Raw genomic sequence first — 11,057 nt, 5'->3', positions numbered from 1 at the left:
GATGGCTGAGGGCCTGGCCGGCTGGCTCAGCCACCCCGGCCTCGTGGTGGCGGTGGAGCCGGAGCAGGCGGCCTGCCTCGCGCCCGCCCTCGCCGCCCGCCCCCCGCAGGGACCAGCCGCCGCAGCGGCTCCGCAGGGCTTGCAGCCTCAAGGCGTACGGCCGCCGGTCGTGCCCTCGCGCCCGGTCCAGCCGCCGCGGATGGTCGCCCCCGCGCAAGCCCCGCGGCCGGCGATGCCGCCCCAGCAGGCGGCGCAGCCGCCCAGGATGGCGGCCCCGGCCCGGGCGCCACGACCGGATGACGGCTTGCAGCGGATGCGGATGGAGCAGGCGGCGCGCCAGCAGGCGATGCAGCGCCAGCAGATGATGCAGGCCCAGCAGGCGCAGGCCCGCCAGCGCGTCGAGGCTCAGCAGATGATGCAGCGCCAGCAGCAGCAGATGCAGGACGCGATGCGGCGCCAGCAGGCCCAGGCCCTGCGCCAGCCGCAGATGATGGCGCCGCGGCCCCAGCCGATGCCGCCGCATCCGCAGGCCGCGCCGCGCCCGGCCCCCCACGCCCCGCCGCCGGGCCACGGCTGCGGGCATCCGGGCGGCCCGCCCTGCCGGTAGGGCCGGGGCGACACCGTTCCGGGCCGGTGTGACGCGCCGGTCGTCCGCTTCCGTCTTGCTCGCGCCCGCCATCGTCGCCAATGTGTCAGCCGGCCGGTCCATCGCCCGGGCGCGGATGTCGAGCGACAGGGGGCGCGTTCCTGTATAGACACCGGCGCCGATCCATCGACACGCCTCGCGCCCCGTCGCGAGGCCGCGCGGAGCCATCGAACACCATGACAGACCGCCTCGACGAGGCCCGCGCCGCGCTCCGAAAGACCTTCGGCTACGAGGATTTCCGTCCCGGCCAGGCCGAGGTGATCGGCGCCGTGCTCGACGGGCGCGACGTCTTCGCGGTGATGCCGACGGGCTCGGGCAAGTCGATGACCTACCAGCTTCCCGCCCTGGTGGAGCAGTCGCTGACCGTCGTCGTCTCGCCCCTGATCGCGCTGATGCACGACCAGGTGAAGCAGATGGAGGGGTTCGGCATCGCGGCCGGCACCCTCAACTCGACGGTGTCGGAATCGAGCGCCCGCGAGACCTGGCGCGGCATCCGCTCAGGGTCGTTGCGCCTGCTCTTCGTCTCGCCCGAACGGCTGCTGATGGAGGGGTTGATCGAGGCGCTGCAGGGCGCCGGCGTCCGGCGGCTCGCGGTCGACGAGGCCCACTGCGTCTCGCAATGGGGCCACGACTTCCGGCCCGAATACCGCGACCTCGCGCGCGCGCGCGAGGCGCTCGGCGACGTGCAGACCGTGGCGCTGACCGCCACGGCCGACGCGGCGACCCGGGCCGACATCTCCGAGCGGCTGTTTCCCCGCGGGCGCAAGCCGGAGCTGTTCGTCCATTCCTTCGACCGACCGAACATCCGCCTGACCTTCGCGCCGAAGGAGCACCCGACGCGCCAGCTCTCCCGTTTCTTACGCCCGCGCAAGGCTGAGAGCGGCATCATCTACTGCTCCTCGCGCAAGCGCACCGAGCAGATCGCCGAGATTCTGCAGCAGGACGGCTTCAACGCGCTCGCCTACCATGCCGGCCTCGACCAGACTATCCGGATGCGCAACCAGGACACCTTCCTCCAGGAGGACGGCGTCGTGGTGGTGGCGACGGTGGCCTTCGGCATGGGCATCAACAAGCCGGACGTGCGCTACGTCTGCCACGCCGACATGCCGTCGACGATCGAGAGCTACTACCAGGAGATCGGCCGCGCCGGCCGCGACGGGCTGCCGGCCGATACCCTGACTCTCTACGGCCTCGACGACATGGCTTTGCGCCGGCGCCAGATCGACGAGAAGGAGGTGCCGGACGACCGCCGGAGGGTCGAGCGCCGCAAGCTCGAGGCGATGATCGGGCTCTGCGAGGGCGCGACCTGCCGGCGCCAGTCGCTGCTCGGCTATTTCGGCGAGCAGAGCGAGCCGTGCGGCCGCTGCGACCTGTGCCGTGGCGGCGTCTCCCTCATCGACGGGACGGTGGCGGCGCAAAAGGTACTGTCCGCGGTGGTGCGCACCGGCCAGCGCTTCGGCGCGGCCTATATCTGCGACCTCGTCCACGGCAAGGAGAGCGACCAGATCCGCCGCAACGGCCACGCCCAGCTCAAGACCTTCGGGGTCGGCTCCGACAAGCCGGTGGCGGCCTGGCGGGCGATCCTGCGCCAGCTCTTCGCGGCGGGCGCCGTGGCGGAGAACGGCGACGGCTATGGCGGCCTGTCCCTCACCGACAAGGGCGAGGCGATCCTGTTCGGCCGCGAGCCGGTGCAGCTGCGCCCCGACCCCGAGCCGAAAGCCCCGAAGGAGCGCCGCCGCGGGGCGACCGACCGCGACGACACGCTCGGCCTGTCGGAGGCCGACGAAGCCCTGTTCCAGCACCTGCGGGGCCTGCGCGCGACGCTCGCCCGCCAGGAGGGCGTCGCCGCCTACATGATCTTCCCCGACCGCACCCTGATCGAGATGGCGCGCTCCAAGCCCGTCGACCTCTGGGCCCTGCGCTCGGTCCACGGGGTGGGCGAGCGCAAGCGGGACGCGTATGGGCAGCCCTTCGTCGAGGCGGTGGCGGAGTTTTTGGCGGATGCGGCGAAGCGGGCGGGGTGACGGCGGGACGTCCGGCTGGCGGAGCCTCGGTGACGCCGACTGTCTGCCCCTACCCGCGACCTCGCCTCGAGGCGCCGACCGGACGATCCGGCGCACAGGCCGACATCCCACCACGTCATCCCGGGGCCGCGAAAGCGGAACCCGGGATCCATAACCACTGACGTCGGAGAAAGAGACGGATCGTGTTCCGCTTTGTCCTGGAGCGTCGGCGTTTATGGATCCCGGGTTCTCGACTTCGTCGAGCCCCGGGATGACGAGGAGGGTTTCAGGTCCGTCTGCCGGCCCGGAGCAGACTCTCAGGACGAGACCGTGGCGGAGCAGGGTCGGATAGACCCGCGGCTCCCACCCCTCGACACAGGACCGTCGGGCGTCGCTGGATCCACCGTAGCCTTCGCGCCCCTTCGCGCAAAGGTGGCGCATGGCGCCCTGTCCATGCGGCGAAAGGGCGAACGCTCAGAACTGCACGCCCCGGGTCAACGCGCCGTCGACGACGAGGTTGGTGCCGGTCACGAAGCTCGCGGCCGGACTCGCCAGGAACACGGCGGCGCGGGCGATCTCCTCCGGTCGGGCCATCCGTCCGGTCGGGTTGAGGCGCAGGGCCTCGGCGAACAGGGTCGGATTGCCCTCCTCGATCCGGTGCCACACTCCGCCTTCGAAATAGGTGTTGCCCGGCGACACCGTGTTGGCGCGGATGGCCTTGCCCGCGAGTTGGAAGGCGAGCCCCTGCGCGTAGTGGATCAGCGCCGCCTTGAAGGCACCGTAGGGGCCCGCCGCGAAGTCGATCTCACGGCCCGACACGCTCGAGATGACGACGATCGAGGCCGCTTTCGAGCGTTCGAGGAACGGCATCGCGGCCTCGACCGCCGCGACCGTGCCCATGAGGTCGACCGAGAAGCCAGCGCGCCAAGCGGCCTCGTCGGCCCCGACGGCGAGCGCGCTGACATTCGGCACCAGGATGTCGAGGCCGCCGAGCTCTTCCGCGGCCTCCGCGATCCAGGTCTTGAGGGCGCCTGACTCGGCGACGTCGACGGCGCGGCCAGTGGCGGCGACGCCCTTGGCGCGAAGCGCCGCCACCTTGGCGGCGACCTCCTCCGGGGCGCGGGCGCAGAGCGCGACGGCAGCGCCCTCCTCCGCCAGCAGGTCGGTGATAGCGCCGCCGATCCCCTTGGTGCCGCCGGTGACAACGGCGCGAAGCCCTTTGAGGCCGAGATCCATCGTATGCTCCTTCAGGTCAGCGCTATCGACTTCGCGATCGAAGCGCTCATCCGATCTCCACCTGATCGCTCGGCGATTGCTGCACAATCGCTGCCGCGATGCGGAGATCGGCTTCGCTCCGGTATGCGGAGCCGAAGGCTCCACCGCGCAGGCTTTTGATCCGATCTCCGGAAGGAAACGTCCGGAGATCGGATCAGAGTGTATTGCGGATCGACCGTGTTGCCGAGCCGCACCCGCCCGCTTGTGTCGAAGGCAGCTCCACGCAGCGCCCGTCAGGATCCAGTCAGCATGCCCGGCCGGCCATTTCGGATGTCGGATAAACACTTGGTTTCCGTACAGCCGAGCGCGAGATGCGGACCGGCCGCAACGGAATGAAAGCAGCGACTCACGCAGTCGAACCGATAGGGATCGGAACCGCAGATCCGCTCCTCAATGAAAAAGGGAAAGCGCTGTTACCTGACACGCGTCAGGGTAGCCTGATTGCCGTCGTCGGCGATCGCTGCCGTGCTCGAAAATCCCGCAGCGTCGCGCTCAGGCGCTCCCGCAACGCCATCTCCGACAACGGCCCCGTCACGACGAGGCTCGCCACCACCTCCGGATGCTTCAACCGCTGCTTCGGCGTGCGGGCATGGTTCGCCACCCGCACCTGCCCCTCGGCGCCGGCGAGGCCGAAGTAGAAGCTCTCGCCCCGCGTCCCCCGCCCGATCTCCGAATAGCCCTCTGCCAGGAGGAGAGCCCGGGCGCGATCGATCGCTGCCGCCGGCGTCACGGCCGCCAGCCCGCCTCGTCCTCCTCGTCGCCGTCATCGGTCTCGCGATACGGCCCGTCCGTCGCCTCGGCCCCGCGATACCCGATCGCCAGCACGTAGAGCTCGCTCGAATCCGCCCGGCTCGCCGCCGGCTTGACGTGACGCACGGCGGAAAAGTCGCGCTTCAGGTCGGCGAGGAGGCCGCCCTCGGTGCCGCCCTGGAGCACCTTGGCGAGATAGGTGCCCCCCGGCGCCAGGATCTCGCGGGCAAACGCGAGCGCCGTCTCGGCCAGCCCCATGATGCGCAGGTGGTCGGTCTTCTTGTGGCCGGTGGCGTTGGCGGCCATGTCCGACATCACGACATCCGCCGGCCCGCCCAGCATCTCGGTCAGCAGCCCCGGCGCGGTCGGATCGAGGAAGTCGAGGGTGACGAAGTCGACGCCCGGCATCGGCTCGATCTCGAGGAGGTCGATGCCGACCACCCGGCCGCGCGGCGTCGGCGCACCGGGATGGCTGCCGACCTTCGCCGCCGCTACCTGCGACCAGCCGCCGGGCGCCGCGCCGAGATCGACCACCCGCTGGCCGGGCTTGAGCAGCCGGAAGCGATCGTCGATCTCCATGAGCTTGAAGGCGGCCCGCGAGCGGTAGCCCTCGCGCTTGGCGCGGGCCACGTAGGGGTCGTTGAGCTGGCGCTCCAACCAGATCTTGGAGGAGACCGTGCGCCCGCGCGCGGTCTTCACCCGCTGCTTCAGGTCGCCCCGGACGCCGCCGCCGCGACGATCGCTCATATGCCTTGACCTTCGATGATCGAAATCTTGCAAGGCAGATGACGCCCCGGGCCGACATGCGCAAGCCCGGAACGCCGTGTCAGCCCGGCCGCACGCCCCGGCGCCAGACCCCGTCCTCGCGCATCATGTTCATGAGAAGCCCCTCGCGCAGGCCGCGATCGGCGATGCGCAGGCGCTCGGACGGGAAGGCGCGGCGGATCGCCTCCAGGATGGCGCAGCCGGCCAGCACCAGATCGGCGCGGTCGCGGCCGATGCAGGGGTTCTGTGCCCGGTCCGACAGCCGCGTCGCCAGCAGGCCGTCGATGGCGTCGGTCACCTCGCGGTCGCGCATCCACAGCCCGTCGATCCGCCGCCGGTCGTAGCGCGGCAGGCGCAGATGCGTGGCGGCGAGCGTCGTCACCGTGCCGGAGGTGCCGAGCAGGTGGAAGTTCGGCGCATGCGCCGCCGCGCCCGCGATCAGCGCGAACTTGGTCAGGCGGTCGGCGACCTCCTCGACCATGCCCTCGAAGACCGGGCGGGTCACGTCGGCCCCGCCGTAGCGCTCGGCCAGGGTGACGACCCCGACGGGAAGCGAATCCCAGGCGCGGATGCGCAAGGTGGGATCGGCGCTGCGGGCGAGCGCGGCCGAGCCGTCGAGCCAGATGATCTCGGTCGAGCCACCGCCGATGTCGAAGATCACCACCGATTCGGCGTGCCGGTCGGCGAGCGCCGCGCAGCCGGTGACCGCCAGATAGGCCTCGGTGCGCCGGTCCACCACCTCGAGGTCGAGGCCGACCTCGCGGTGCACCCGGTCGACGAAGGCCGGGCCGTTCACCGCGAGCCGGCAGGCCGCGGTAGCGATCGACTTCGCCCGCACCACCCCGCGGGAGCGCATCTTGCCGAGGCAGACCGCCAGCGCATCGACCGTGCGCTCGATGGCGTCGTCGCTCAGGCGATCGGTGCTGCCCAGTCCCTCGCCGAGGCGCACGATGCGCGAGAAGGCATCGATCACCCGGAACCCGTAGGGCGCCGGCTCGGCGATCAGGAGCCGGCAATTGTTGGTGCCGAGATCGAGCGCCGCGTAGGCGCGCCGGTCCGGGCGACGTGGAGGATCATCCCCCGCCGGGTGCGGCGGAGGCGCGGTCGCGCGCGCTGTCTCGGCGTACTCCGCGGCGCGCGCCGGCACGGAGACGGCCGTCTCATCCCTCATCGGCTGTGCCGATATCCCTCACATCCGCACCCTCGCGGGCCGGAATATTCCATCACATGATGGGGAGCTTACGTGGCTCCGGGCGGAACGCAAAGCCGCGATCGTGCCGCGGCGGCCGCCCCGTCACCGGGTCAATCCCGAGGCCCGCCAACGAATTGCTGTCAATCGACCGCCGACCCGTGCAGCTCGGCCTGGGTGAAGCGCTGCTGCTCCTCCATCACCAGCCCGGCGAGTTCGCGCTTCAGCGCGTTGAACTCGGCCGAGGCCGTATCGCGGGGACGGGCGAGCGGCACGATCAAGTCGCGCTTCATCCGGCCCGGGCGGTAGGTGAGCACGACGATGCGGTCGGCGAGGTAGATTGCCTCCTCGATCGAGTGAGTCACGAACACGATCGTCTTGCGGTACTCGGCCCAGATCCGCAGCAACTCGTCCTGGAGCGTGCGCCGGGTCAGCGCGTCGAGGGCGCCGAACGGCTCGTCCATCAGCATCACCGGCGGGTCGAGGGCCAGGATGCGGGCGATGGCGACGCGCTGGCGCATGCCGCCGGACAAGTCCTTGGGGAAGCGGCCGAGGAAGTCCGACAGGCCGAGCTTGTCGGCGATGCGGGCGACGACCGCGTCGGCCTCCCCCCGCGCCACGCCCTTGATGTCGAGGCCGAAGCGGATGTTCTGCTCCACCGTCATCCAGGGAAACAGGGCGTATTCCTGGAAGACCATGCCCCGGTCGGGGCCTGGATCGACGACCGGACGACCCGCCATCCGGATCTCGCCCGTCGTGAGGGGCGAGAATCCCGCGATGGCGTTGAGCAGGGTGGACTTGCCGCAGCCCGACGGCCCGAGCAAGCAGACGAACTGCCCGCTCGGGATCGCGGCGGTGACGTCCTCGAGCGCCACCACGGCGCCCTCGCCGGTGCCGAACACCTTCGAGGCGTGGTCGATCGCGATTTCGGCGGCGCCCGGCGCGGCGCGGGGGACGGGCTCGGGCTTGCGGAGCGGTGCGGTCATGGGGTCAGCGCTCCAGGCCGCGGTGCCAGCGCAGCAGGTGGTCGTTGAGGCGCGACATCGCGCCGTCGATGACGAGGCCGAGGATGCCGATCGTCAGCATGCCGCCGATGATCTTGTCCGACCACATGTATTCGCGCGCCTCGAGGATGCGGTAGCCGAGCCCGTCCGACACCGCGATCATCTCGGCGACGATCACCACGATGAAGGCGGTGCCGATGCCGATGCGCATGCCGGCGAGCACGAAGGGGCTCGCCGCCGGCAGGATCACCCGCCGGAACATCGTCCAGGAATTGGCCCCGAGGTTGCGCGCCGCGCGGATATAGATCGAATCGACCTGTCGCACCCCCGCCACCGTGTTGACGAGGACCGGGAAGAAGGTGCCGAGCGCGATCAGGAACAGGGCCGGCGGGTTGCCGAGGCCGAACCACACGATGGCGAGCGGGATGTAGGCGATCGGCGGGATCGGCCGCAGGATCTGCAACAACGGATTGACGAGGCCGTAGAGCCGGTCGCTCGTGCCCATCAGCAGGCCGACCGGGAGCGCTAGGCCGACGCCGATGGCGAAGCCCGCGATCACACGGCCGAGGCTCGCCACCGCGTCGTGCGGCAGCTCGCCCGAGACCAGCCAGGCGGCGTAGCTCTGGCTCGCCGGATCGTAGGGCAGGGCCGGGATCAGGTTGGCGAACCAGCGCGCGGCCACCGCGCTCGGCGGCGGCAGCACCACGGCGGAGAACAGGCCGGCCCGGCTCGCGAGCTCCCACAGGATCAGGAGCCCGACCGGCAGCAGCGCGCCGCGGAAGGCGGAGAGGCGGGTCACGATGCGGAACTCAGTTCGTCTTCGTGGTCGATTTGGCGCCGAGCTCGGCCTTCGCCTTCTCGAGCAGGTCGAGCTTGACCCACTCGGCGTCGCCCTTCGGCGGATTGACCATCTTGCCGAGGCCGTACTTGTGCATCAGATCCGCCGTGACCTGCATGTGGCCGGCCGGCATGTCGTAGGTGTAATCCGCGTTCTCCATCGCATCGCGGAAATCCTTGCTACTGAGCTGGCCCTTGAAGACCTGCTCACGGACGTACTTTTCCGCCAGATCCGGCTTCTCGATGAAGGTCTTGGTCGCCTCGACGAACAGCTTCAGCACCCGGGCGGCGACTTCCGGCTTCTCGGTGTACATCTTCTCGGTCATGACCAGCGGGCGGTAGGGCACGCCGACCGGGGTGTCATAGGGCTTGACGATCTCGTAGCCCCAGCCGTTGGAGATGGCCTGCGTCGATTGCGGCTCGCTCTGGCAGATCACGTCGACGTATTTCTGGGCCAGCGCCTGGTTGAGGTCGGCGTAGTTGTTGAAGTAGACGAGCTGCACGTCCTTGCCCGCCCGCTCGGACCAGGTCAGGCCGTTCTTCTCCAGTTCGGCCAGCAGCATCAGATCCTGGGTGCCGCCGCGCACCACCGCGACCTTCTTGCCCTTCACGTCGGCCAGCGTCTTGGCGCCGAGATCGGGCCGGCCGAGGATGCGCACGCCGCCATTGGCGAAGCCCGCCACCACCAGGAGCTTCACGCCGTTGCCCCGCGCCGCCACCGCGCCGTCGGCGCCCGAGGCCGCGATGTCGATCTGGTCGACCGCCATCGCCGGGTAGATATCGGCGCCCTTGGCGAACTGCTTCTCGTCGATCTTCAGGTTATACTTCGCGGCGATCTCCTTCATGTAGGAGATCGCACCGTAATGGGCGAATTTCAGATTGCCGAGACGCACGACGTCCTGGGCGGCGGCCGGGCCGGCCATGGCCGCCATGATTGCGGCGATTGCGGCGAGGCGCGTGAGCATGCTTCTCTCCCTGATCCGTCCGGACGGCGGGAGCGCCCGGTTTGGGACGGGATACTGGACAAAGGTCGAGCCGGCCGAAAGCAGGATTACCGCGGAGAAGATAAGACTTTAGACTCGCGGATTAAATCGCGGCGCAGCCTCAGAGCATGCCCTTGACGGCGGCTGCCCCGGCGAGGCGCGGCTGCGGCCGCAGCAGGCTCTTGACCTGCGAGAACGGCCGCGGCCGGTTGATCACCTCGTCGAGGCGCGACCACAGGGTCTTGGGCGAGAACGGCTTGGCGATGATCTCGTTGACGCCGAGATTGATCGCCCGGTCGACCACGTTGCGGCGCGGCTGGGCCAGCATCAGGATGATCGGCACGGTCGGCGCCGGCGAGGTCGCTGGGGTGCGCGCGAGGCGGATGAACTCTTCGCCCGAGAGGATCGCCAGGTCCCAGTCGAGCACGACGAGGTCGGGCTTGCTCTCGGCGAGCACGCCCAGCGCCTCGGCGCCGTCCGGCGCCTCGAGCAGGCGCTTGATGCCGACGCGCATCAGCATGTCGCGCACGATGCGGCGGATATAGAGGCTCTCGTCGACCACGAGGGCCGAGAGGTCCGGGAAGGTCGGGGTGGCGATCATCGCGGGCTCGGACGCGGAACTGATCCGGAGGATAGGCCCGGCTCTCCTGCGGCTTCGCTAACCGAGATGGTTAACGTTTACCAAAACCTCGACGGCGGCGCGGCGGCGGGCCAGTGTCGCGCTCCCTGCCTCAGAGCTTGGTAAGGCCCCCATGCCCACAGACCTCCTCTTCCGCGACGACGCCTATCTCCGCGAGACAGAGGCTCGCATCGTCACGGCGGACGAATCCGGTCTCGTTCTCGACCGGACCCTGTTCTACGCCCAGGGCGGCGGCCAGCCCGGCGACCGCGGCCACGTGGTGCGGGCGGATGGCACCGCGATCGCGGTTCTCGATACCGTCTACGGTCCCGACAAGAGCACGATCCTGCACCGCGTCGCCCCGGGCACGGCCCTGCCGGCGCCGGGTAAGGCCGTGCGCCTCGTCCTCGATTGGCCCCTGCGCCACGCCCGCATGCGGGTGCACACGGCCCTGCACCTGCTCTCGGTTGCCCTCCCCTACCCGGTCACCGGCGGTTCGATCGGCGACGGCGAGGGTCGGCTCGACTTCGACATCCCGGATGCCGGCCTCGACAAAGAGGCGGTGACGGCGCGGCTGCGGGAGATGATTGCGCAGGACGCCGCGGTGACGACGCGCTGGATCAGCGATGAGGAGCTTTTGGCCAATCCCGGCCTCGTCAAGACGATGTCGGTGAAGCCGCCGATCGGTAGCGGCCGGGTGCGGCTGGTAGCGATCGAGGGCCTTGACCTCCAGCCCTGCGGCGGCACCCATGTCGCCCGGACAGGTGAGATCGGCACCGCTACGGTCACGGCGATCGAGAAGAAGGGCAAGCAGAACCGCCGCGTGCGGCTGTCACTGTCCTGAACGCGAGAAAGCCCGCCGGCTTTCGCCGGCGGGCTTTCTCGTCGTCTTGGTTGCGGGGACAGGATTTGAACCTGTGACCTTCAGGTTATGAGCCTGACGAGCTACCGGGCTGCTCCACCCCGCGCCAGGGCGTGATCTGAGT

General features: G+C 70.1%; 10 protein-coding genes, 1 tRNA gene and 1 pseudogene. 3 read left to right on the top strand and 9 right to left on the bottom strand.

The genetic code is table 11. The features are described 5' to 3' along the window. Positions 1–607, top strand: a pseudogene (locus ABZT49_RS02885) (hypothetical protein); the annotation flags it as partial. A 215-nt stretch (positions 608–822) separates the two neighbouring features. Continuing rightward, entirely contained in the window at positions 823–2,670 is a 1,848-nt protein-coding gene (gene recQ / locus ABZT49_RS02880; protein ID WP_355282772.1) for a DNA helicase RecQ, read from the top strand. A 453-nt stretch (positions 2,671–3,123) separates the two neighbouring features. Here recQ and ABZT49_RS02875 read toward each other — a convergent pair whose 3' ends face one another. The 8 genes from ABZT49_RS02875 to ABZT49_RS02840 form a co-directional block, all read right to left on the bottom strand. Continuing rightward, the gene (locus ABZT49_RS02875; protein ID WP_355282770.1) at positions 3,124–3,885 is read right to left on the bottom strand and encodes an SDR family oxidoreductase; all 762 of its coding nucleotides are present in this window, start codon (positions 3,883–3,885) and stop codon (positions 3,124–3,126) included. Positions 3,886–4,351: 466 nt separating this feature from the next. Beyond that, the gene (locus ABZT49_RS02870; RefSeq protein ID WP_355282768.1) at positions 4,352–4,654 is read right to left on the bottom strand and encodes a hypothetical protein; all 303 of its coding nucleotides are present in this window, start codon (positions 4,652–4,654) and stop codon (positions 4,352–4,354) included. Beyond that, the gene (locus ABZT49_RS02865) at positions 4,651–5,421 is read right to left on the bottom strand and encodes an RlmE family RNA methyltransferase (protein WP_355282766.1); all 771 of its coding nucleotides are present in this window, start codon (positions 5,419–5,421) and stop codon (positions 4,651–4,653) included. Before ABZT49_RS02865 ends, ABZT49_RS02870 begins: the two co-directional genes overlap by 4 nt. A 79-nt stretch (positions 5,422–5,500) precedes the next feature. Beyond that, the gene (locus tag ABZT49_RS02860; RefSeq protein WP_355282763.1) at positions 5,501–6,610 is read right to left on the bottom strand and encodes a Ppx/GppA phosphatase family protein; all 1,110 of its coding nucleotides are present in this window, start codon (positions 6,608–6,610) and stop codon (positions 5,501–5,503) included. 161 nt (positions 6,611–6,771) lie between these two features. Further along, positions 6,772–7,614 carry an ABC transporter ATP-binding protein gene (locus ABZT49_RS02855; RefSeq protein WP_355282760.1) on the bottom strand — a complete coding sequence of 281 codons (843 nt, stop codon included), beginning with the start codon at positions 7,612–7,614 and terminating at the stop codon, positions 6,772–6,774. A gap of 4 nt (positions 7,615–7,618) precedes the next feature. Next, on the bottom strand, positions 7,619–8,434 hold the full coding sequence (locus ABZT49_RS02850; RefSeq protein WP_355282776.1) for an ABC transporter permease: 816 nt from the start codon (positions 8,432–8,434) through the stop codon (positions 7,619–7,621). Positions 8,435–8,441: 7 nt separating this feature from the next. Then, positions 8,442–9,434 carry an ABC transporter substrate-binding protein gene (locus tag ABZT49_RS02845; protein ID WP_355282758.1) on the bottom strand — a complete coding sequence of 331 codons (993 nt, stop codon included), beginning with the start codon at positions 9,432–9,434 and terminating at the stop codon, positions 8,442–8,444. Positions 9,435–9,573: 139 nt separating this feature from the next. Then, positions 9,574–10,053, bottom strand: coding sequence for a response regulator (locus ABZT49_RS02840; protein ID WP_355282755.1), 480 nt, complete (start codon positions 10,051–10,053; stop codon positions 9,574–9,576). Between the two features lie 151 nt (positions 10,054–10,204). Here ABZT49_RS02840 and ABZT49_RS02835 point away from each other — a divergent pair, with 151 nt between their 5' ends. Further along, positions 10,205–10,915: an alanyl-tRNA editing protein gene (locus ABZT49_RS02835; RefSeq protein ID WP_355282752.1), complete on the top strand. Its 711-nt coding sequence runs from the start codon at positions 10,205–10,207 to the stop codon at positions 10,913–10,915. A gap of 47 nt (positions 10,916–10,962) precedes the next feature. Here ABZT49_RS02835 and ABZT49_RS02830 read toward each other — a convergent pair. Next, positions 10,963–11,039 (bottom strand) — tRNA-Met (locus ABZT49_RS02830). Between the last annotated feature and the right edge of the window lie 18 nt (positions 11,040–11,057).

It is taken from the genome of Methylobacterium sp. EM32 (assembly GCF_040593685.1).
Lineage (GTDB): Bacteria > Pseudomonadota > Alphaproteobacteria > Rhizobiales > Beijerinckiaceae > Methylobacterium.
The sequence above is the reverse complement of the archived record's forward strand: the minus strand, read 5'-3'. Positions and strand labels throughout refer to the sequence as shown.

What these genes read in the sequence shown, in the direction of transcription:
- ABZT49_RS02835 (WP_355282752.1), top strand. Translation starts at nt 10,205, where the DNA reads ATGCCCACAGACCTCCTCTTCCGCGACGACGCCTATCTCCGCGAGACA.
- recQ (WP_355282772.1), top strand. Translation starts at nt 823, where the DNA reads ATGACAGACCGCCTCGACGAGGCCCGCGCCGCGCTCCGAAAGACCTTC.
- ABZT49_RS02840 (WP_355282755.1), bottom strand. Translation starts at nt 10,053, where the DNA reads ATGATCGCCACCCCGACCTTCCCGGACCTCTCGGCCCTCGTGGTCGAC.
- ABZT49_RS02875 (WP_355282770.1), bottom strand. Translation starts at nt 3,885, where the DNA reads ATGGATCTCGGCCTCAAAGGGCTTCGCGCCGTTGTCACCGGCGGCACC.
- ABZT49_RS02865 (WP_355282766.1), bottom strand. Translation starts at nt 5,421, where the DNA reads ATGAGCGATCGTCGCGGCGGCGGCGTCCGGGGCGACCTGAAGCAGCGG.
- ABZT49_RS02855 (WP_355282760.1), bottom strand. Translation starts at nt 7,614, where the DNA reads ATGACCGCACCGCTCCGCAAGCCCGAGCCCGTCCCCCGCGCCGCGCCG.
- ABZT49_RS02845 (WP_355282758.1), bottom strand. Translation starts at nt 9,434, where the DNA reads ATGCTCACGCGCCTCGCCGCAATCGCCGCAATCATGGCGGCCATGGCC.
- ABZT49_RS02860 (WP_355282763.1), bottom strand. Translation starts at nt 6,610, where the DNA reads ATGAGGGATGAGACGGCCGTCTCCGTGCCGGCGCGCGCCGCGGAGTAC.